Source organism: Klebsiella sp. C360 (assembly GCF_048822415.1).
Classification (GTDB): domain Bacteria; phylum Pseudomonadota; class Gammaproteobacteria; order Enterobacterales; family Enterobacteriaceae; genus Klebsiella; species Klebsiella quasipneumoniae.
The window spans coordinates 265881-286247 of the sequence record NZ_JBMEZZ010000004.1; the positions used below are offsets into that span (position 1 = coordinate 265881).

General features: G+C 58.7%; 19 protein-coding genes, 1 tRNA gene and 1 pseudogene. 9 read left to right on the plus strand and 12 right to left on the minus strand.

All coding sequences use genetic code 11. The features are described from left to right. Positions 1-111: 111 nt before the first annotated feature. Positions 112-813 (plus strand): annotated as a pseudogene (locus tag ACOI7D_RS13190) (carboxymuconolactone decarboxylase family protein); the annotation flags it as partial. A 247-nt stretch (positions 814-1060) separates the two neighbouring features. On the opposite strand, the gene ACOI7D_RS13195 reads toward ACOI7D_RS13190, so the two are convergent. Next, positions 1061-1978 carry a LysR family transcriptional regulator gene (locus ACOI7D_RS13195; RefSeq protein WP_004205331.1) on the minus strand — a complete coding sequence of 306 codons (918 nt, stop codon included), beginning with the start codon at positions 1976-1978 and terminating at the stop codon, positions 1061-1063. Positions 1979-2107: 129 nt separating this feature from the next. Between ACOI7D_RS13195 and ACOI7D_RS13200 the strand changes: the two genes are divergently transcribed. Continuing rightward, complete coding sequence (locus ACOI7D_RS13200) at positions 2108-3496, plus strand: MFS transporter (protein WP_109546955.1); 1389 nt, start codon at positions 2108-2110, stop codon at positions 3494-3496. A gap of 167 nt (positions 3497-3663) precedes the next feature. Here ACOI7D_RS13200 and ACOI7D_RS13205 read toward each other — a convergent pair. After that, positions 3664-3737 (minus strand) — tRNA-Gly (locus ACOI7D_RS13205). Positions 3738-3817: 80 nt separating this feature from the next. After that, positions 3818-4531, minus strand: coding sequence for an amidase activator ActS (actS, locus tag ACOI7D_RS13210; protein ID WP_050533763.1), 714 nt, complete (start codon positions 4529-4531; stop codon positions 3818-3820). A 315-nt stretch (positions 4532-4846) separates the two neighbouring features. Here actS and idi point away from each other — a divergent pair, with 315 nt between their 5' ends. Then, the gene (gene idi / locus ACOI7D_RS13215) at positions 4847-5401 is read left to right on the plus strand and encodes an isopentenyl-diphosphate Delta-isomerase (RefSeq protein WP_032454025.1); all 555 of its coding nucleotides are present in this window, start codon (positions 4847-4849) and stop codon (positions 5399-5401) included. 203 nt (positions 5402-5604) lie between these two features. On the opposite strand, the gene lysS is transcribed toward idi, so the two are convergent. The 5 genes from lysS to xerD all read right to left on the minus strand — a co-directional run bounded on the left by lysS (position 5605) and on the right by xerD (position 11687). Then, entirely contained in the window at positions 5605-7122 is a 1518-nt protein-coding gene (lysS, locus tag ACOI7D_RS13220; protein ID WP_008806422.1) for a lysine--tRNA ligase, read from the minus strand. 9 nt (positions 7123-7131) lie between these two features. Then, positions 7132-8230, minus strand: a protein-coding gene (prfB, locus tag ACOI7D_RS13225) for a peptide chain release factor 2 (protein ID WP_101862173.1) whose coding sequence is annotated in 2 segments (ribosomal slippage) — positions 7132-8154 and positions 8156-8230 — 1098 coding nt in all. Because the reading frame shifts where the segments join, the coding sequence is not laid out codon by codon here. Positions 8231-8315: 85 nt separating this feature from the next. Beyond that, positions 8316-10049, minus strand: coding sequence for a single-stranded-DNA-specific exonuclease RecJ (recJ, locus tag ACOI7D_RS13230; protein WP_032454029.1), 1734 nt, complete (start codon positions 10047-10049; stop codon positions 8316-8318). Between the two features lie 5 nt (positions 10050-10054). Next, the gene (gene dsbC / locus ACOI7D_RS13235) at positions 10055-10768 is read right to left on the minus strand and encodes a bifunctional protein-disulfide isomerase/oxidoreductase DsbC (protein ID WP_002916301.1); all 714 of its coding nucleotides are present in this window, start codon (positions 10766-10768) and stop codon (positions 10055-10057) included. Between the two features lie 22 nt (positions 10769-10790). Next, positions 10791-11687, minus strand: coding sequence for a site-specific tyrosine recombinase XerD (gene xerD, locus ACOI7D_RS13240; protein WP_004144729.1), 897 nt, complete (start codon positions 11685-11687; stop codon positions 10791-10793). Positions 11688-11787: 100 nt separating this feature from the next. On the opposite strand from xerD, the gene fldB reads away from it, so the two are divergent. Further along, complete coding sequence (gene fldB, locus ACOI7D_RS13245; RefSeq protein ID WP_004205324.1) at positions 11788-12309, plus strand: flavodoxin FldB; 522 nt, start codon at positions 11788-11790, stop codon at positions 12307-12309. 6 nt (positions 12310-12315) lie between these two features. Here fldB and ACOI7D_RS13250 read toward each other — a convergent pair whose 3' ends face one another. Beyond that, on the minus strand, positions 12316-12726 hold the full coding sequence (locus tag ACOI7D_RS13250; RefSeq protein WP_023290968.1) for a protein YgfX: 411 nt from the start codon (positions 12724-12726) through the stop codon (positions 12316-12318). Then, entirely contained in the window at positions 12707-12973 is a 267-nt protein-coding gene (sdhE, locus tag ACOI7D_RS13255) for an FAD assembly factor SdhE (RefSeq protein ID WP_002916312.1), read from the minus strand. The genes ACOI7D_RS13250 and sdhE overlap by 20 nt, the downstream gene beginning before the upstream one ends. 245 nt (positions 12974-13218) lie before the next feature. Here sdhE and ygfZ point away from each other — a divergent pair, with 245 nt between their 5' ends. After that, the gene (gene ygfZ / locus ACOI7D_RS13260; protein ID WP_109546954.1) at positions 13219-14202 is read left to right on the plus strand and encodes a tRNA-modifying protein YgfZ; all 984 of its coding nucleotides are present in this window, start codon (positions 13219-13221) and stop codon (positions 14200-14202) included. 155 nt (positions 14203-14357) lie between these two features. On the opposite strand, the gene trhA is transcribed toward ygfZ, so the two are convergent. Together trhA and yqfB are read right to left on the minus strand one after the other, a co-directional pair. Then, complete coding sequence (gene trhA / locus ACOI7D_RS13265; RefSeq protein ID WP_008806429.1) at positions 14358-15017, minus strand: PAQR family membrane homeostasis protein TrhA; 660 nt, start codon at positions 15015-15017, stop codon at positions 14358-14360. Between the two features lie 163 nt (positions 15018-15180). Continuing rightward, entirely contained in the window at positions 15181-15492 is a 312-nt protein-coding gene (yqfB, locus tag ACOI7D_RS13270; RefSeq protein WP_023290970.1) for a N(4)-acetylcytidine aminohydrolase, read from the minus strand. A 50-nt stretch (positions 15493-15542) separates the two neighbouring features. Here yqfB and ACOI7D_RS13275 point away from each other — a divergent pair, with 50 nt between their 5' ends. From ACOI7D_RS13275 to ACOI7D_RS13290, 4 genes are all read left to right on the plus strand, one after another. Next, positions 15543-16271 carry a MurR/RpiR family transcriptional regulator gene (locus ACOI7D_RS13275; protein WP_032454033.1) on the plus strand — a complete coding sequence of 243 codons (729 nt, stop codon included), beginning with the start codon at positions 15543-15545 and terminating at the stop codon, positions 16269-16271. Between the two features lie 118 nt (positions 16272-16389). Further along, positions 16390-17823 carry a 6-phospho-beta-glucosidase gene (locus ACOI7D_RS13280; protein WP_281166483.1) on the plus strand — a complete coding sequence of 478 codons (1434 nt, stop codon included), beginning with the start codon at positions 16390-16392 and terminating at the stop codon, positions 17821-17823. Positions 17824-17947: 124 nt separating this feature from the next. Then, the gene (locus ACOI7D_RS13285; protein WP_023290973.1) at positions 17948-18307 is read left to right on the plus strand and encodes a hypothetical protein; all 360 of its coding nucleotides are present in this window, start codon (positions 17948-17950) and stop codon (positions 18305-18307) included. Between the two features lie 49 nt (positions 18308-18356). Beyond that, positions 18357-20366, plus strand: coding sequence for a protein-disulfide reductase DsbD family protein (locus ACOI7D_RS13290; RefSeq protein ID WP_109546953.1), 2010 nt, complete (start codon positions 18357-18359; stop codon positions 20364-20366). The last annotated feature ends 1 nt before the right edge of the window (position 20367 follow it).

Below are 20367 nucleotides of genomic sequence, written 5' to 3' on the forward strand. Positions count from 1 at the left end.
AGTATAGGGTTAAGACAGAGGGAAAGACAGGGCCGGTGTCTTCAGACATTTCGCACGCAAAATAGCCTTTATGCCGCGGTATGCGCTATCAGAAAATCAATCAGGGCTTTCACCCTTTCGGACGCTGACATTCACGCGGTCTCCCCGGCGCTGGCACGCTTTGGCCGTGAAGCGATTACCAACGACCTCTGGCAACGTGACGCCCTGTCTGCCCGCGACCGCAGCATCGTGACTGTGGCCATGCTGATTGCCCGCAACCAGCCAGGCGAGCTTAAGCACTATATTGAAGTCGCTCTCGATAGCGGCGTGACGCCCGCGGAAGTGTCAGAGGTCATTACTCACCTCGCCTTCTACGCTGGCTGGCCCAATGCGATGTCAGCCGTCAGCGTCGCTAAAGCCATCTTTGCAGCCAGGGGCGTGACGGCAGAGGCCCTTCCCGCCGCCTCGCCGACGCTGCTGCCCCTCAATGAACAGGTAGAGAAACAGCGTGCAGACACCGTGGAGAAAAATGTCGGCCCCATTTCGCCTGGCTTGGTTAAATTTACCGCCGACCCGCTGTTTCTCGACCTCTGGCAACGGCCCGCGCTTACGCCCCGCGACAGAAGCCTGGTGACGGTCAGCGCGTTAATCGCCGCCGGACAGAGCGCGCAGATTAGCTACCACCTAAACAGAGCGATGGATAATGGGCTTTCGGCTGAAGAGGCCGGAGAAGTGGTCGCCCAGGCGGCGTTCTACGCGGGATGGCCAAATGCATTTACCGCTGCTCCTGTGGTCGGTGAGGTATTGCGAGCGCGCGCGAGCAAAACTGAATAAAAAAGAATAAAGGACAGGGAAGCTGTCCTTTATTCGTCGTTAATTGTTAATTTAAAGGTACCACGAGGGCTTTCGATTAGGTCTCGCAGAAAAAACATAAACGGTCTATCGAAGTATGGAGACTTCGATCGTGAGTCTGTTCAGATCGCTCATTGAGAAAATTTCCGTTCCGTATGCCGTCATGAGTCTCATCCTTTGAAAGCAGCGATCGCTGTGGCGAGACGGTAGCGCGGACATGTCTAATTGGTCAGGCCATGACTGACCTCCCCCCACCGCATATCGCAAGAATTTGCTTTCTCAGCCAGCGGTGACCGGGGTCGCGTTCCATCCTTGGGTGCCACATCTGCGATACCGTAATACGACGGCTTTTGAACGGCAGCTCGAAAACGTGTACCTGGTCCGTTACCTGCTGATTGAGTAAATAGAGTGCGGGTATCATGGCGATAAGATCCGATTCCAGCGCCACGGACAGTGCTGTCGGAAATCCCGGTACGACGCTCGCAATTTTACGTTTTGTCCCCAGTTCGGCCAGCGCATCGTCAACGGATCCGTGCAACGCGCCCTCGGGTGACGCTACCACATGGCCCCAGGCGACATAATCACCCACGCCTATTTCTGCCTGCTTAGCCAGCGGGTGCCCTTTACGCACGACGCCAACAAACCGATCCTCAAACAGTCGTTGCAGCCGTATTTCTGGCCCCATATTACTCTGAACGCCAATCTCCAGATCAACCAGCCCTTCCCGAAGATAGCGCGAGGTTTTTTCCGGCTTAGGCGCGAAGCGTATACAGACGTCCGGCGCGGCGTCGGCAACCGCTGCGATGAGCGCAGGCCCAAACGCCACCACAAAACCATCGTTTGCCCTGATGGTAAAAAGACGCGCCAGACTTCGCGCGCAGAACGTTTCAGTTGAGGGCTGCAATACCGCCCTGGCCTCGTGCACTGCACGCCTGGCGCGATCCCGGGTCGCTTCGGCCCACGGGGTCAGTACCATGTTACGCCCGGCGCGCACCAGGATCGGGTCTCCTGTGACATCGCGTAACCTGCTTAATGTCCGGCTCATGGCCGAGGTGCTGAGGTTCAGACGACGTGCCGCACCTGCGACACTCGCTTCACTCAGCAATATGTCGAGTGCTACCAGCAAATTAAAATCGGGATCAGACATTACCCTTTCTCCCAGCACATTAAGATAAGGCGTTTGATGCAACAATAAAGTGAAAATAGTGCACCTTCCGCCCGGTAAAAGCCATCTTTATAGTTTTGTCATCCATACACTCTTCCCAGAGGACAAATGATGACGCTCTTTTCCAGCCAACCCGGCGACGAAGGACTGCCTGGCCCGGCGCGCGCACGGGTGATGGCCGCAATAATGACCACCACCTTAATGGGCGTGTTAGATGGCACCATGATCAACATTGCCCTGCCCTCAATGGCTCAGGATATGCAGGTACCTGCCGGTATTGCCGTCTGGTTCGCCAACGGGTATCTGCTGGCGGCTGCGATGACGCTGGCGATATTCGCGGCGCTTGCGGCCCGTCTGGGTTATCGCCCCGTATTTCTGGCGGGCCTGACGACCTTTACCCTGACATCACTGGGTTGCGCGCTGGCGAATAAGCCCGAAGTGCTTATCGGTATGCGCGTGCTTCAGGGGATCGGCGGCGCGGCGACGCTGAGTATTGCCCCCGCAATACTCAGGTCCGTATTTCCCGGACGATTACTTGGCCGCATTCTGGGGTTCCATGCCCTGCTCATTGCCTCCAGCTCCGCTATCGGCCCGGTATTGGGCGGTACGATCCTTCACACCCTGAGCTGGCAATGGCTGTTTGCGATAAACGTTCTTCCCGGCACCCTCGCCTTACTGCTGGCGATCAGAGCGCTGCCGCGTAATGCGATCCGTATGCAGGCGCCCTTCGACACCCTGGGCGCCATATTGTCGGCACTGCTGTTGGGTTCGACGATCATGGCGGCGAACAGCCTACAGAACGCTACTTATCAATTCGGCAGCCTTTGCTGGATGGCTCTCGCTGCGCTGAGCGGCATGGCTTTTATCTGGCAAATCCGCCGCACGGGTCATCCCTTACTGCCGCCGACCATGTTTAAAAATGAACGTTTTACCCTCGCGGCCTTCACGTCGATGATTGCTTTTGTCAGCCAGGGGATCACCTTTATTGCGCTACCCTTCCTGTTTCAGAGCGAATACGGCTACAGTCCGGTAGTGTCTGCCCTGCTGTTTACGCCGTGGCCGTTAGGGATCGTGCTGATTGCGCCGCATGCAGGCCGTTGGGCGGACACGATATCAGCCCCGGCGATATCCACCCTGGGGCTGGTGATATTTGTCGTCGGTTTGATCCTGCTGGCGACGTTACCCGCCAGCCCTCCAATGTGGGATATCTGCCTGCGAAGTCTGGTGTGCGGAATAGGGTTTGGCTGCTTTCAGAGTCCCAATAACCGGGAAATGCTCTCAAACGTTATTCGTGAGCACGCGAGTTATGCGTCCGGAGTTTTATCCATTATGCGCACTTTCGGGCAGTGCCTGGGAGCCGCCGCCGTAGGCGTTCTGCTGGCAGCAGATGAAAGGTCAATTCATGTTGCGCTGTGGAGCGCCGCCGCGGCCTCTGCGGTATCGGTCGTCGTCAGCGCGAGCCGGTTGCGTAAAATCACTCATCCTGCGGAAACAGGATAAGTGCGAAAATATCACTAAACGCTACTACTCCAGCGCCAGCAGCGCAAAACGCCGATCCCGCAACCAAAGAGGAGTCCTCCGTCGGAGTTCAATAGACTAACAGAATGCTATAACTTATTATTTATCAAGGGAAAATTGAGTTGGATAGACTTCAGGAGACTTGAGTTTGGAGCGGGCGAAGGGAATCGAACCCTCGTATAGAGCTTGGGAAGCTCTCGTTCTACCATTGAACTACGCCCGCGAAGAGGTGCGAGAAGCATTATAGCCCTTATGCACCCTGTGACAAGCCCGCCGGATACTGACTGGCGATAAAATAACCTTTTAGCACTTAGGCTTACTGCCCTGCGGCGGCAGGTAGCGCAGCGGATCGATGGCCGTCGCCCGGTAGCGGATCTGGAAATGCAGACGCACTGAGTCGGCATCCGTACTGCCCATGGTGGCGATTTGCTGGCCGGCCTTCACGCTCTGGCCGTTATTCACCATCAGCTTATCGTTGTGGGCATAGGCGGTGATGTAATCCTCGCTGTGCTTAATCATGATCAGGTTGCCGTAGCCGCGCAGCTGGTTGCCGACGTAGACCACCTTGCCCGCCCCGGCGGCGTACACGGGCTGGCCGCGAGTCCCGGCGATATCAATGCCTTTATTGCCGCCATCGGCGGTGGAATAAGGCAGGACCACTTTGCCGCTGGTCGGCCAGCGCCAGCAGCGCTGTCCCACCGGCGGCCAGGAGGACTGAGGTACCGCGGACGAAGGCGTGACCGCCGCCGTGCGCGTGGAGGCAGATTTTTTCTTCGTTGTCTTCGTTGAACTGCTGCCGTTAAGCTTCAGCTTCTGCCCCACCTCAATGGTGTAAGGCGGGGAGATGTTATTCAGGCGGGCCAGATCGCGAACGCTGGTGCCGGTGGTGCGGGAGATGCCATACAGGGTATCGCCACGTTTGACGGTGTAGGTCGTACCGGAATCGGAGTTGCTGGAGCAGCCGGCCAGCGCCAGGCTTACCACCAGCATCAGTGTCATAAAAACGCGTTTCATCATCAGGCATCCTGCACTTAACACAACCACTTACCTCGCAACCAGGGCGAATATCATACCAGTCCGCGGCGCAGGGCGTCATCCCTGATGGCGAAACCAATATCCCCCTGCCATCGAATACGGCCCGCGACGGACAGCGATTGCTGCTGGAGCCGCACGTCGTGGTGGGCTTGCCCGCCATGACGCGTTGCCGCTCACAGAGCGGACTGCAGGGCTTGTTTTGGTAATGCCTTTCTCCCATTTATCGGCTACCCTAGAGGCCTGAGTACATGACCCGGCGGGTTTGTGCCGGGTCATTTTTTATTTTCAGGAGTCGTCATGGCCGGGGAACACGTCATTTTACTGGATGAGCAGGATCAGCCTGCCGGTATGCTGGAGAAGTATGCCGCCCACACGCTTGATACCCCTTTACATCTCGCGTTCTCTTGCTGGTTGTTTAATCAGCAGGGACAATTGCTGGTCACCCGCCGTTCGCTGGGCAAAAAAGCCTGGCCCGGGGTGTGGACCAACTCCGTCTGCGGACACCCCCAGCAGGGCGAGACCTTCGAGCAGGCCGTCACGCGCCGCTGTCGCTTCGAACTCGGCGTGGAGATCGCCGACATCGTGCCGGTTCACCCGGCCTTCCGCTACCGGGCGGTCGCCCCGAACGGCATCGTTGAGAACGAAGTATGCCCGGTGTATGCCGCGCGCGTGGTGAGCGAAGTGCTGCCTAACGACGATGAAGTCATGGATTATCAGTGGGTTGACCTGGCAACGATGTTAAGCGCGCTGGCCGCCACGCCGTGGGCGTTTAGCCCGTGGATGGTGCTGGAAGCGGAAAATCGGGACGCTCGCCAGGCGCTGACCGACTTTGTTGCGCGTGTGCGCGGGTAAGCTAACTATTCTCGCAGCCGCCACCCGGCGCAAAAAGCGACTCCGTACCTGTCATCGTTGCCTGGCGGCGCTACGCTTGCGCAGGCCTACGGTTCTGCGCTGTTGCGTAGCCCGGATAAGACATTTACGCCGCCAGCCTTCAGGCCTCACGTCAGACATAAAAAAACCCGGCAAGCCGGGTTTTTGCATTTCACAAGACGCGATTATTTCTGCGGACGCATTGCCGGGAACAGGATCACGTCGCGGATGGTGTGGCTGTTGGTGAACAGCATCACCATGCGGTCGATACCAATACCCAGACCGGCGGTCGGCGGCAGGCCGTGCTCCAGCGCGGTCACGTAGTCTTCATCGTAGAACATCGCTTCGTCGTCGCCCGCGGCTTTCGCATCAACCTGGTCCTGGAAGCGCTGCGCCTGGTCTTCGGCGTCGTTCAGCTCGCTAAAGCCATTACCGATCTCACGGCCGCCGATGAAGAATTCAAAGCGGTCGGTGATTTCCGGATTGACGTCGTTACGACGCGCCAGCGGAGAAACTTCCGCCGGGTATTCAGTGATGAAGGTCGGCTGGATCAGGTGCGCTTCCGCCACTTCTTCGAAGATCTCGGTCACGATACGGCCCAGACCCCAGCTCTTCTCCACTTTGATGCCGATAGACTCAGCGATCGCTTTCGCGGAATCGAAGTTATCCAGATCCGCCATCTCGGTTTCCGGACGGTATTTCTTGATCGCTTCGCGCATGGTCAGTTTTTCAAACGGCTTGCCGAAGTCGAACACCTGGTCGCCGTAAGGCACTTCGGTGTTGCCGAGAATGTCCTGCGCCAGGGTGCGGAACAGGGATTCGGTCAGCTCGATCAGATCCTTATAGTCCGCATAGGCCATGTAGAGTTCCATCATGGTGAACTCTGGGTTATGACGAACGGAGATCCCTTCGTTACGGAAGTTACGGTTGATCTCGAAGACGCGTTCGAAACCGCCCACGACCAGGCGCTTGAGGTACAGTTCCGGCGCGATACGCAGGTACATGTCCAGATCCAGCGCGTTATGATGGGTGATGAACGGACGCGCGGAGGCGCCGCCCGGGATCACCTGCATCATCGGGGTTTCCACTTCCATAAAGCCGCGGCCAACCATGAACTGACGGATACCCGCCAGGATCTGCGAACGCACTTTAAAGGTGTTGCGCGATTCATCGTTGGAGATCAGGTCGAGGTAACGCTGACGATAGCGCGCTTCCTGATCCTGCAGGCCATGGAACTTGTCCGGTAACGGGCGCAGGGCTTTGGTCAGCAGACGCAGCTCGGTGCAGTGGATAGACAGCTCACCGGTTTTGGTCTTGAACAGCTTACCGCGGGCGGCGATAATGTCGCCGAGATCCCATTTTTTGAACTGGTCGTTGTAAACGCCTTCCGCCAGGTCATCGCGCGCTACGTACAGCTGGATGCGGCCGCCAACGTCCTGCAGGGTGACGAAGGACGCTTTACCCATGATACGGCGGGTCATCATGCGGCCAGCCACGGCCACTTCAACGTTCAGCGCTTCCAGCTCTTCGTTTTCTTTGGCATCGAAGTCAGCGTGCAGTTGGTCAGAGGTATGGTCACGACGGAAATCGTTCGGGAAAGCGACGCCCTGCTCACGCAGCGCAGCCAGCTTCTCGCGACGGGTTTTCAGTTCATTATTAAGGTCAATTGCCGCGTCAGCGCCCTGTGCTTGTTGTTCAGACATGTTGGTTCCTCATAACCCTGCTTTCAAACTTGCTTCGATAAATTGGTCCAGGCTGCCGTCGAGCACCGCCTGAGTGTTGCGGGTTTCCACCCCGGTACGCAGATCTTTAATACGCGAGTCATCCAGCACGTAAGAGCGGATCTGGCTGCCCCAGCCGATATCGGACTTGTTGTCTTCCATCGCCTGCTTCTCGGCATTTTTCTTCTGCATCTCCAGCTCATAAAGCTTCGCTTTCATCTGCTTCATGGCCTGGTCTTTGTTCTTGTGCTGCGAACGGTCGTTCTGGCACTGCGTCACCAACCCGGTCGGGATGTGGGTAATACGCACCGCGGATTCTGTACGGTTAACGTGCTGCCCACCGGCGCCGGAGGCGCGGTAAACGTCGATGCGCAGGTCGGCCGGGTTAATTTCGATATCGATATCGTCTTCAACTTCCGGGTAAACGAACGCAGAGCTAAAGGAGGTATGACGGCGGCCGCCGGAATCGAACGGGCTCTTACGCACCAGACGATGAACGCCGGTTTCGGTACGCAGCCAGCCGTAAGCGTAATCGCCAATGATCTTGATGGTCACGGATTTAATGCCCGCGACTTCACCTTCGGACTCTTCGATGATCTCGGTCTTAAAGCCGCGCGCTTCCGCCCAGCGCAGGTACATGCGCATCAGCATGCTGGCCCAGTCCTGGGCTTCGGTGCCGCCGGAGCCTGCCTGAATATCGAGGTAGCAATCGGCGTTGTCGTATTCGCCGGAGAACATGCGGCGGAACTCAAGCTGCGCCAGCTTCTCTTCCAGCGTATCCAGCTCGGCGACGGCTTCGTTGAAGGTCTCTTCGTCGTCCGCTTCCACGGCCAGATCCAGCAGACCGGCAACGTCTTCCAGCCCCTGGGACATCTGATCCAGGGTATCTACGATGGCTTCCAGGGAAGAACGCTCTTTACCCAGCGCCTGAGCGCGTTCAGGTTCATTCCAGACGTCCGGCTGTTCCAGCTCGGCGTTTACTTCTTCGAGACGCTCTTTCTTGGCATCGTAGTCAAAGATACCCCCTAAGAACGTCGGAGCGCTCCGTGAGGTCCTGAATGCGGTTTTTTACCGGATTTATTTCAAACATGGTCGGTTTCTTTTAATGGATTTGTCAAAATGCGGTGATAAGAGCGGAATTCTACCGGATTCGCGCCCTTATTCATACACTGTTGTCAATTTGGCCAGAGGTGATCGATGATCAGCTGCAGGCTGCGGTTGCCGCGGAACTCATTGATGTCGAGCTTGTAGGCTAACTGGACTTCACGCACGCCGTTGTCGGGCCAGATGGAAGTATCCACGTTGAAGGCGATACCGTCCAGCAGCGGGCCGCCGTCAACCGGCTCGACCATCACCTTCAGGTGACGCTCGCCCACCAGCCGCTGCTGCAGCAGGCGGAAACGGCCGTCAAACAGCGGTTCCGGGAACATCTGTCCCCACGGCCCGGCGTCGCGCAGCATCTGCGCCACTTCCATGCTCATCTCCGCCGCCGCCAGCGGCCCGTCGGAAACGACCTCGCCCTGTAACAGCGCGGGATCCAGCCACTCGGTCACCAGCTCGCCAAAGCGCTGCTGAAACTCCTCAAAGCGCGCCTCTTCCAGCGATAATCCTGCCGCCATCGCGTGGCCGCCGAACTTCAGGATCAGCCCCGGATAGAGCGTATCGAGACGCTCCAGCGCATCGCGCATATGCAGCCCCTGAATGGAGCGGCCGGAGCCTTTCAGCGTACCGTCGCCGGTGGGCGCAAAGGCGATCACCGGCCGGTGGAAACGTTCCTTAATTCGCGAGGCGAGGATGCCGACCACCCCCTGGTGCCACTGCGGATGGTACATCGCCAGCCCGCCGGGCAGGGTATCGCTACTGCGTTCCAGCTGCTGACAGAGCGTTAGCGCTTCCGCCTGCATCCCCTGCTCGATCTCTTTGCGCGTCTGGTTGAGCGCGTCAAGCTCATTGGCTAACACGCGCGCTTCGCCAATGTTATCGCACAGCAGCAGCGCGACGCCGACCGACATGTCGTCCAGCCGCCCCGCCGCGTTCAGGCGCGGCCCGAGGGCAAAACCGAGGTCGCTGGCCGCCAGCTTTTGCGGATCGCGGTTGGCAATCTCCAGCAGCGCCTTAATGCCGGGCCGACATTTGCCAGCGCGAATGCGGCTTAACCCCTGCCAGGTGAGAATACGATTGTTAGCATCCAGCGGCACGACGTCGGCAACGGTGCCAAGCGCCACCAGATCCAGCAGCTCGGCAAGGTTCGGCGCGGCGATGCCGCGGGCATCGAACCAGCCGTTATCACGCAGAAAGGTGCGCAGCGCCAGCATCAGATAGAACGCCACCCCGACCCCGGCCAGCGATTTCGACGGAAAGTCGCAATCGCGCAGGTTAGGGTTAACGATGGCCTCCGCCGCCGGTAGCGTCTCCCCCGGCAGGTGGTGATCGGTTACCAGCACCGGGATCCCCAGCGCATGGGCATGATCGACGCCGGCATGGGACGAGATCCCGTTGTCGACGGTCATGATCATCTGCGCGCCGCGGGCGTGGGCCTGATCGACCACTTCCGGGCTCAAGCCGTAGCCGTCTTCAAAACGGTTCGGCACCAGGTAGGAGACGTTGCCGTAGCCCAGCGCGCGCAGGGCCAGCACGCTGAGCGCGGTGCTGGTGGCGCCGTCGGCGTCAAAATCGCCGACTACGACAATGTGCAACCCTTTCTGGAAAGCGTCGTGCAGCATCCCGACCGCTTTTTCAACGCCGGTGAGCTGCGTCCACGGCAGCATGCCTTTGACGCTGCGCTCCAGCTCCTGGGCGCTGCGCACCCCGCGGCTGGCATACAGCCGCTGCAGCAGCGGCGGCAGATCGGCGGGTAAATCGACGCCGTCAACCGCCTCGCGGCGGCGTAGTTGTATCTGTTGTTTCACGCGAATCAGTTACCGCTTGTCTGTTTTTTATGCTCGTCGAGGAACGCCTTCAGCTCTTTCGGCCCCTGATAGCCCGGCAGCACCATGCCGTTGCTGAGGACCATCGCCGGGGTACCGTTGACGCCCATCTGCACGCCAAGGGTGTAGTGTTTAGCGATATCCACGCTGCAGCTCGCCGGCTGCACGCCCTTGCCGTTCATAGCGTCATCCAGCGCTTTGTTGCGATCTTTCGCGCACCAGATGGCCTTCATGTCCTGCTCCGCCTGGCTCTGCAGTCCCTGGCGCGGGAAGGCGAGATAGCGCACGGTGATCCCCAGCGCGTTGTAGTCGCTCATCTGCTCATGCAGCTTGTGGCAATAACCGCAGGTGATGTCGGTGAAGACGGTAATGACGTGCTGCTCCTTCGGCGCTTTGTAGACAATCATTTCGTTGCTCAGCGCGTTCAGTTTACCCAGCAGCAGCTGGTTAGTGACATTGACCGGCTGCGCGCCGCTCACGTCGTACATCGGCCCCTGGATGATGTGCTTGCCGTCGTCGGTGACATACAGTACGCCGCTGTCGGTCAGCACCGTGCTCATCCCGGAAACCGGCGACGGTTGAATATCGGTGCTCTGCACACCCAGCTTCGCCAGCGACTGTTTAATTGCCGCGCTATCGGCATGCGCCGCCCCGGAAAGGGAAGCCGCCAGCAGGGTGAACATCAATAAACCTTTTTTCATACTCAGTCCTTTTGTTCAGCACTCACGCCCGCGGGTGGTGCTGTTGATGAAGTTGTCGCAGACGCTCGGTCGCTACGTGGGTGTAGATCTGCGTGGTGGAGAGATCGCTGTGTCCTAACAGCATCTGCACCACGCGCAGGTCGGCGCCATGATTGAGTAAATGCGTGGCGAACGCATGGCGCAACACGTGCGGGGAGAGCTTTTCGCTGTCGATCCCCGCCAGCACGGCATAGTGTTTAATCCGGTGCCAGAAGGTCTGACGCGTCATCTGCTGGGCGCGCTGGCTGGGAAATAAGACATCCGACGCCACGCCGTTCAGCAGCCAGGGGCGACCATACTCGAGGTAATTTTCCACCCACAGTACCGCCTCTTCCCCCAGCGGCACCAGCCGCTCTTTGTTGCCTTTGCCCACCACCCGCAGCACACCCTGTCGCAGGCTGATGTCGCTCATCGTCAGCCCCACCAGCTCCGAGACGCGCAGGCCGGTGGCATACAGCACCTCCAGCATCGCTTTGTCGCGCAACTCCAGCGGCTGCTCCACCAGCGGGGCCTGCAGCAGACGCTCAACCTGCGCCTCACTGAGATCCTTCGGCAGCCGCTGCGGCAGCTTCGGCGAGGCCAGCAGCGCGCTGGGGTCGTCCGGGCGAATTTTTTCCCGGTACAGATGCTGGAAGAAACGACGCACGGCGCTCAGCAGGCGCGCGGTGCTGGTGGCTTTATAGCCGCCGGACTGCCGCTCGGCCAGCAGCGCCTGCAGGTCGTCGCTGCCGACGCTTGCCAGCGACAGGCCGCGATGGTGCAGCCACTCCACCAGCATCGTCAAATCGCGACGGTAGGCGCTGAGCGTATTCTCCGCCAGATTGCGCTCCAGCCAAAGGGCATCGAGAAACTGTTCGATTAGTGCCAGATCCTGTTTCACATCGGCCTCTTTGTTCGTTAAACGCTCTCATTATGCCTTAAGAGGACGCCTTTCTGGTACACTGCCCGCCATTCACAGCAAGAATCGAGATGTTTACGCGATGAATATAGGTCTGTTTTACGGCTCCAGTACCTGCTACACCGAAATGGCCGCGGAGAAAATCCGCGATATCATCGGCCCTGAGCTGGTGACGTTGCACAATCTGAAAGATGACTCCCCCGCCCTGATGAGCCAGTACGATGTACTGATCCTCGGCATCCCGACCTGGGATTTCGGCGAAATTCAGGAAGACTGGGAAGCGGTTTGGGACCAGCTGGACACCCTGGACCTGGAGGGCAAAATCGTCGCGCTGTACGGCATGGGCGATCAGCTGGGCTATGGCGAATGGTTCCTTGACGCGCTGGGCATGCTGCATGACAAGCTGGCGACCAAAGGCGTGAAGTTTGTCGGCTACTGGCCAACCGAAGGCTATGAGTTCACCAGCCCGAAACCGGTGATCGCTGATGGCCAACTGTTCGTTGGCCTGGCGCTGGATGAAACCAACCAGTACGACCTGAGCGACGAGCGCATCCAGAGCTGGTGCGAGCAGATCCTCGGCGAAATGGCCGAACACTTCTCCTGACGCCGCTTACTCCTGCGCCGGTTTTTGCAGCACCAGCCGGCGCAGATCCCGCCACTCTCCGGGATCCATGCTGTCCGCCGCCAGCCACAGATGCTGACCGCGTCGGGTATCGACATGGCGCAAACGCAGCAGCATACCGCTGTTGATGACCCACGGCGTCCCGAGGATCTCCCATTCGGCGTTTTGCCAGCGCAGCCGGGAATCGGTGAGCAGTTTTATCTCCCCGCGACGGGCATGGATCCGTCGCTGGCTACGCACACAGTCAAAGACCACCAGCGACAGCAGCAGCAGCCAGATCGGGGTGTAGCTTAACGGCCAGGGAACCAGCAGCACCAGCGCCGCCACAACGCCGTGGAGCAGCAGGGAAAACCACTGCGCGCGCCAGGAGATACGGAGATCAGATTGCCACAGGACCACGTTCCCGATTCCGTGTCTGAATTAAGGTTACCATCCGCTGCAGCTCCGCATCGGCCGGTTTGCCGTGGTTCATCAGCCAGTTGAACAGATCCGGATCGTCATTTTCCAGCAGGCGAATGAACAGCTGTTTGTCAGCGTCGCTGAGGGTATCGTACTCATACTCAAAGAACGGCATGATGGAGATGTCGAGTTCGCGCATCCCGCGGCGGCATGCCCAGTGGATACGTGCTTTATTGTTAATGTCCATGTTGACCTTCCAGCAGCAAAATATAGGTTAGTTTAACCCGTTTTCTGCCGTAACTTTACAGGAATATCGCTGAATGCGAGCATCCTTCCATAAAAACCATAAAATAATGATGGGCTTATTGTTTTCCCGCGTCAGGCCGTCACCAAACGTCAGCGCACAAATGGCCTGTTGAAAGCGCTTGCAATGCACTATAGCTCTTTTACCATTGGTCACACACACTGCGTTAAGCGATTCAGGATATGACTATGGCTTTTACACCTTTTCCTCCGCGTCAGCCTTCCTCTTCCGCTCGTCTGCCGTTAACGCTGATGACCCTGGATGACTGGGCGCTGGCGACAATTAGCGGACCGGACAGCGAAAAATATCTGCAGGGGCAGATTACCGCCGATGTGAGCAGTCTCACCGATGCCCAGCATCTGCTTGCCGCCCACTGTGACGCCAAAGGCAAGATGTGGAGCAACCTGCGCGTATTCCGCCGCGACGGCGGCTTCGCGTGGATTGAGCGCCGCAGCCTGCGCGACGCGCAGCTGACCGAGCTGAAAAAATATGCCGTCTTCTCCAAAGTCACCATCGCCGCCAACGACGATCTGGTTCTGCTGGGGGTGGCCGGCTTCCAGGCGCGCGCCGCGCTGGCGCCGCTGTTCGCCGCCCTGCCCGACGCCGCGACGCCGGTGATTAGCGAAGGCGCCACCAGCCTGCTGTGGTTTGAACACCCGGGCGAACGCTTCCTGCTGGTGACCGATGTCGACACCGCCAATCGCGTCACCGACGCGCTGCGTGGCGAAGCGCAGCTCAACAACAGCCAGCAGTGGCTGGCGCTGAATATTGAAGCCGGTCTGCCGGTTATCGACAGCGCCAACAGCGGGCAGTTCATTCCGCAGGCCACCAACCTGCAGGCGCTGGGCGGTATCAGCTTCAAAAAAGGCTGCTATACCGGCCAGGAAATGGTCGCCAGGGCGAAATTCCGCGGCGCCAATAAGCGCGCGCTGTGGACGCTGTCAGGTACCGCCAGCCGGGTGCCGGAGGCCGGAGAAGATCTGGATCTGAAGATGGGCGAAAACTGGCGCCGCACCGGTACGGTGCTTGCGGCGGTTCAGCTGGATGATGGCCAGCTGCTGGTGCAGGTGGTGATGAATAACGATATGGAGCCGGACAGCGTGTTCCGCGTGCGCGACGATGCCGGCAGCCTGCGCATCGAACCGCTGCCCTATTCACTGGAAGACGCGTAATAAAGCGTTATGACTCCCGGCTTGCGGCGCTCGCGCCTTAGCCGGGCTACTTGACTGCAAATACCGTAGCCACGGTAAGCGTAGCGCCACCGTGGGATTTCCAGGCCGCAGATAACCGTAGCCACGGTAAGCGCAGCGCCACCGTGGGATGTTTATCAGGACTGGCCGACGTACAGATAGATCGCCAGGAAGTGACACACGCTGCCGCCGAGCACGAAGCCATGCCAGATAGCGTGGTTATAGGGAATGCGTTTGCAGACGTAGAAGATGACCCCGAGCGAGTACACCACCCCGCCGACCGCCAGCAGCGTCACGCCGCCCACCGCCAGCTTTACCGCCAGCTGATAGACCACGATAAGCGACAGCCAGCCCATGGTCAGATAGGTCACCAGCGACAGGATTTTAAAGCGGTGCGCGATGGTCAGCTTAAACAGGATCCCCAGCAGCGCCAGGCTCCAGATGACGATCATCAGCCCCTTCGCCAGCGGCGAGTTCAACCCTACCAGCAAAAACGGCGTATAGGTCCCGGCGATTAACAAGTAGATGGCGCAGTGGTCGAACTTTTTCAGCCACTGTTTCGCCCGCTGATGCGGGATCGCGTGATAGAGCGTGGAGGCGAGAAACAGCATAATCATGCTGCCGCCGTACAGACTGTAGCTGGTGATCGCCGTCGCGCTGGCGTTAGTGTCCACCGCCTGCACCAGCAAGAGCACGAGGCCGACGATACCGAACACCAGCCCGATCCCATGACTGATGCTGTTGGCAACTTCCTCTGCCAGAGAATATCCCTGAGTGATTAATGGTTTGCGCACCATATTTGACTCCGTGAAAACAAGAACGCTTTCATTGCCCACTTAGGGTAACTGAGAATGATTCCAGTGAACACCTGTTAGCTAAAATAAAACGATGTATATTTGTAAACACATTAAAATCATAAAGTTACAATTTTATTTCAACTCACAGCTGTTCCTGATTGTCTTAAAGCGTTTTGAATTCAATGACATAAAACTGGTTCTCCCCAGGATAGATGTCGCTGATGACCTGACGCAGCTGCCCGAGGGTCATATTCTCCTGTTGAGCATGCTGGTCGGTCAGCGTGTCGAGAGTCACCGTCGAGGTCGCGGTTACGGCGATGGTGCAAAAATAGCCGTCGTCTTCATAGCGCCCGACGCGCAGCACATCGCCGGGCTTAAAGTGCGACTCCGCCGCATCGCGAATGGTGATCGTTTTGCGCCCGGCGAGGATGTCCTCCTGAAAGCGCTGAAAAAAGGTAATGTCATTGGCCTGCATGATATAATTCCGTCCTGGTCATTATGAATTGTGAGTTCGCCACTGTGAGTATGTTCTCCCACGCCGCTGTCGCCAGTCTCAATAATCTTGAGATGATGGTCTACCACTACGTCATTAAGAATCGTGACAAAGTGATGTACATGACCATCCGCGAACTGGCCGAAGCCGCCGGCGTCTCCACCACCACCGTGTTGCGCTTCTGCCGCAAACTGCAGTGCGAGGGCTACTCTGAATTTCGCGTGCGCTTTAAATTATATCTTGAGCAGAACGAGCCTCAACAGGCAAATATCGGCGCCAGCGAAATCATGAGCTTTTTTAAAAGCGTTAATAATGACGAGTTCGATGAATTACTCGAGCAGGCCGTCGATATTATTCTCGCCTCCGAACGTATTATTTTCGTCGGCGCAGGCACCTCGGGCGCGCTGGCGAAATATGGCGCCCGCTTCTTCTCCAACGTCGGGAAATTTAGTAATCATATTGATGACCCCTATTTTCCGGTGACTAACGATATGGCCCGTAACGCGCTGGCGATCGTGCTTTCCGTCTCCGGCGAGACGGAAGAGATCCTGCGCTTCGCCAGCCAGTTCAGCCTGCACCGCTGCAAGGTGATGTCCATTACCAGTCACGAACACTCGCGGCTGGCCAAACTGGCCGATTTCAATCTCTCCTGGCACGTGCCGCAGACGCGCATTGGCGGTGTCTACGATATTACGACGCAAATTCCAGTGATCTATATTCTCGAAACGCTCGGACGTAAATTAGCGCGCAAAATCAGCTAAAAATAACAGCCTGTTTTTTCGATGTAACATATTACGTTTGGCGTAATTTGTTATATCGTGACATTCAATTTCACTTTGCTAGACTCGAGAGCAATAGTTATTAGAGAGATTAGCCAGGATGAAAAAATTAACCCTTCCGAAAGATTTTTTATGGGGCGGCGCGGTTGCCGCGCATCAGGTTGAAGGCGGCTGGGATCAGGGCGGCAAAGGCCCGAGCATCTGCGACGTACTGACCGGCGGGGCGCACGACGTGCCGCGTGAAATCACCCACCAGGTTGAAGCCGGCAAATATTACCCCAACCACGAAGCGGTGGATTTCTACGGCCGCTACAAAGAAGACATCAAACTGTTCGCCGAGATGGGCTTCAAATGCTTCCGTACCTCTATCGCCTGGACCCGCATCTTCCCGCAGGGCGACGAGACCCAGCCGAATGAGGAGGGGCTGAAGTTCTACGACGACATGTTCGACGAGCTGCTGAAGTACAACATCGAGCCGGTGATCACCCTCTCCCACTTCGAGATGCCCCTGCACCTGGTGCAGCAGTACGGCGGCTGGACCAACCGTAAAGTGGTCGATTTCTTTGTGCGCTTCGCCGAAGTGGTCTTTGAGCGCTATAAGCACAAAGTGAAATACTGGATGACCTTCAACGAGATCAATAACCAGCGTAACTGGCGCGCGCCGCTGTTCGGCTACTGCTGCTCCGGGGTGGTTTATACCGAGCATGACAACCCGGAAGAGACCATGTACCAGGTGCTGCACCATCAGTTCGTCGCCAGCGCGCTGGCGGTGAAAGCGGCGCGTGGTATTAACCCGGACATGCAGGTCGGCTGCATGCTGGCGATGGTCGCCCTCTACCCTTACTCCTGCAAACCGGAAGATGTGATGTTTGCTCAGGAGTCGATGCGCGAGCGCTACGTCTTTACCGACGTTCAGCTGCGCGGTTACTATCCGAGCTATGTGCTGAATGAGTGGGAGCGCCGCGGCTTCAACATCAAGATGGAAGATGGCGACGCGCAGATCCTGCGCGAAGGCACCTGCGCTTATCTTGGCTTCAGCTACTACATGACCAACGCGGTGAAAGCCGAAGGCGGCACCGGCGACGCCATTTCCGGCTTCGAAGGCAGCGTGCCGAATCCGCACGTCAAAGCCTCCGACTGGGGCTGGCAGATTGACCCGGTCGGTCTGCGCTATTCCCTGTGTGAATTGTATGAGCGCTACCAGAAGCCGCTGTTTATCGTCGAGAACGGCTTTGGCGCCTACGACAAAGTCGAAGCCGACGGCAGCATCAACGATGACTACCGCATTGACTACCTGCGCGCCCACGTCGAAGAGATGATGAAAGCCGTCACCTACGACGGCGTCGATCTGATGGGCTATACCCCGTGGGGCTGCATCGACTGCGTCTCCTTCACCACCGGCCAGTACAGCAAACGCTACGGCTTCATCTACGTCAACAAACACGACGACGGCACCGGCGATATGTCCCGCTCGCGTAAGAAGAGCTTCAACTGGTACAAAGAGGTCATCGCCAGCAACGGTGAGAATCTGTAATTGACTGCCCTCTCCCGGCCGGGGGAGGGCAAATCGCTTATCCGCCAGACACTTCTTTACAGCTTTACCATTGCCAAAACGCGTTCGCCCGATAAGATAGGCCTCGTGAATATTTGAGGCGCTCATGATTAAGCGACAACGCAAAGCCATTCTTTTTGTCCTCCTGGCCTGTCTGGTGGTGCTGGTCTGCACCGCCCAGCGAATGGCCGGGATGCACGCGCTGGTCATGAACCTCGCTGCCGACAGCCCGTCGCTACAGCAAACCCAGGATAAGGCCGACGCGCCGGTCACGCCGTGCGAGCTCAGCGCCAAGTCGCTGATGGCCGTCCCGCCGATGCTGTTCGAAGGGGCGCTGTTGGCTATCACCCTGCTGCTGGCGGTGCTGGCGGCGATCCCGCCGCGTATCGAACGCCAGTGGCCTCCCCGCGTTATCTCCCCGCCCCGATTGCGGGTGCATCTGCGATTATGCGTCTTCCGTGAGTGAGTGATTTTCCTGACAGTTCAGGTTAATTCATCATTTATGGAGCAAATTTATGTCTATGTTATTCAGGCGACTACTGGTCTGCCTGCTTTGGCTATGGCTGCCCGTCAGCCAGGCCGCCGACAGCGGCTGGCTACGCGCCGCCGATAATCAACACGCCAGCGTGCGCCTGCGGGCGCAAACCGAGAGCAATGGCGATACCCGCCTGCTTTTAGACGTGGCGCTGGAAAAGGGCTGGAAAACCTACTGGCGTTCGCCAGGGGAAGGCGGCATCGCGCCGGCTATCGCCTGGGGCACGCCGCTGGCGGTTGACTGGCGCTGGCCGACGCCGCAGCGTTTCGACGTTGCGGGCATTTCCACTCAGGGATATCACGGCGACGTCAGCTTCCCGATGACCCTGCGCGGGAAGATACCGCCGACGCTCAGCGGCGTACTGACATTATCCACCTGCAGCAATGTCTGCATTCTCACTGACTATCCGTTTTCGCTGGATATGACGGCCCCGCCAGGAGAGGGTTTTGCCTACGATTACACCCGTGCGATGGGCACGCTGCCGCTGCGCGATGGCCTGACTTCGCAGCTGAACGCCAGCTACGTCAGCGGCAAACTGACGGTGACCGCCCGCCGTGATGCCGGCTGGCAGCAACCAGCGCTGTTTATCGACAGCATGGAGGATGTCGATTTCGGCAAGCCGAGCTTTACCACCCGCGGCGATACGCTAACCGCCAGCGTGCCGGTCACCGATAGCTGGGGCGAAGCGGCGCCGGATCTACGCGGTAAAACGTTGTCGCTGGTGCTGGCGGATAGCGGCCAGGCGCAGGAAAGCCAGCTCGCTATCCGCGCAGGCAGCGCCGCGCCGGGAGCGGCGTTAGGCTGGGTGCTGCTGATGGCGCTGGCCGGGGGGCTTATCCTCAATGTAATGCCCTGCGTCCTGCCGGTGCTGGCGATGAAGCTCGGCTCGCTGGTGCAAACCGAACATCGCGAACGCGGCGCGGTGCGCCGACAGTTCCTCGCCTCGGCGTGCGGGATCGTCGTCTCGTTCCTGGCGCTGGCGCTGATGATGACCGCGCTACGCCTGGGTAATCAGGCGCTCGGCTGGGGGATCCAGTTCCAGAACCCGTGGTTTATCGGCGCCATGGCGCTGGTGATGGTCCTGTTCAGCGCCAGTCTGCTGGGGCTGTTCGAAATCCGCCTCTCCTCCACCGCCAGCACCTTCCTCGCCACCCGAGGCGGCAACGGCTTAATGGGCCATTTCTGGCAGGGCGCCTTCGCCACCCTGCTGGCGACGCCCTGCACCGCGCCGTTCCTTGGCACCGCCGTGTCGGTGGCGCTGGTGGCGCCGCTGCCGCTGCTGTGGGGGATTTTCTTCGCCATGGGGATCGGCATGAGCCTGCCGTGGCTGCTGATCGTCGCCTGGCCGGGGCTGGCGCAACGCCTTCCGCGCCCAGGCCGCTGGATGAATCATCTGCGGGTGGCGCTGGGGGTGATGATGCTTGGCTCGGCGCTATGGCTGGTCAGCCTGCTGACGATCCACATCGGCCGTACCCCGGTGCTTACCCTGCTGGTGATACTGACCGTAGCCGTGCTGCTGGCCACCGCCTGGCGCTACCGCTGGCGGACAGCGCTGCGCGCAGGGGCTCTGGCCATCGTGGTGGCCGGCGCCGTCGCCTTTGTCTCCCGGCCTGACGGCGAGGGCCCGCGCCGCGACCGGGTTAACTGGCAGCCGCTCAGCGAGCAGGCTATCGCCAGCGCCCTGGCGGAACATAAGCGGGTGTTTATTGATGTCACCGCCGACTGGTGCGTGACCTGTAAAGCCAATAAATACAATGTGCTGCTGCGCGATGACGTCCAGCAGGCGCTGTTAGCGCCGGACGTGGTCGCCCTGCGCGGCGACTGGAGCCGCCCCTCCGCCACGATTAGTCAGTTTTTAACCGACCGCGGCAGCGCCGCGGTGCCGTTTAACCAGATTTACGGACCGGGATTGCCGCAGGGAGAGATCCTGCCTGCGCTGTTAGATCGCGAACACCTCCTCGCCACCCTGTCCGCCGCCAAAGGAAACTAAC

Excerpts from the sequence above, each read along its gene's own strand:
- ACOI7D_RS13195 (WP_004205331.1), bottom strand. The coding sequence starts at position 1,978 with ATGTCTGATCCCGATTTTAATTTGCTGGTAGCACTCGACATATTGCTG.
- ACOI7D_RS13200 (WP_109546955.1), top strand. The coding sequence starts at position 2,108 with ATGACGCTCTTTTCCAGCCAACCCGGCGACGAAGGACTGCCTGGCCCG.
- actS (WP_050533763.1), bottom strand. The coding sequence starts at position 4,531 with ATGATGAAACGCGTTTTTATGACACTGATGCTGGTGGTAAGCCTGGCG.
- idi (WP_032454025.1), top strand. The coding sequence starts at position 4,847 with ATGGCCGGGGAACACGTCATTTTACTGGATGAGCAGGATCAGCCTGCC.
- lysS (WP_008806422.1), bottom strand. The coding sequence starts at position 7,122 with ATGTCTGAACAACAAGCACAGGGCGCTGACGCGGCAATTGACCTTAAT.
- dsbC (WP_002916301.1), bottom strand. The coding sequence starts at position 10,768 with ATGAAAAAAGGTTTATTGATGTTCACCCTGCTGGCGGCTTCCCTTTCC.
- fldB (WP_004205324.1), top strand. The coding sequence starts at position 11,788 with ATGAATATAGGTCTGTTTTACGGCTCCAGTACCTGCTACACCGAAATG.
- sdhE (WP_002916312.1), bottom strand. The coding sequence starts at position 12,973 with ATGGACATTAACAATAAAGCACGTATCCACTGGGCATGCCGCCGCGGG.
- ygfZ (WP_109546954.1), top strand. The coding sequence starts at position 13,219 with ATGGCTTTTACACCTTTTCCTCCGCGTCAGCCTTCCTCTTCCGCTCGT.
- trhA (WP_008806429.1), bottom strand. The coding sequence starts at position 15,017 with ATGGTGCGCAAACCATTAATCACTCAGGGATATTCTCTGGCAGAGGAA.
- yqfB (WP_023290970.1), bottom strand. The coding sequence starts at position 15,492 with ATGCAGGCCAATGACATTACCTTTTTTCAGCGCTTTCAGGAGGACATC.
- ACOI7D_RS13275 (WP_032454033.1), top strand. The coding sequence starts at position 15,543 with ATGTTCTCCCACGCCGCTGTCGCCAGTCTCAATAATCTTGAGATGATG.
- ACOI7D_RS13280 (WP_281166483.1), top strand. The coding sequence starts at position 16,390 with ATGAAAAAATTAACCCTTCCGAAAGATTTTTTATGGGGCGGCGCGGTT.
- ACOI7D_RS13285 (WP_023290973.1), top strand. The coding sequence starts at position 17,948 with ATGATTAAGCGACAACGCAAAGCCATTCTTTTTGTCCTCCTGGCCTGT.
- ACOI7D_RS13290 (WP_109546953.1), top strand. The coding sequence starts at position 18,357 with ATGTCTATGTTATTCAGGCGACTACTGGTCTGCCTGCTTTGGCTATGG.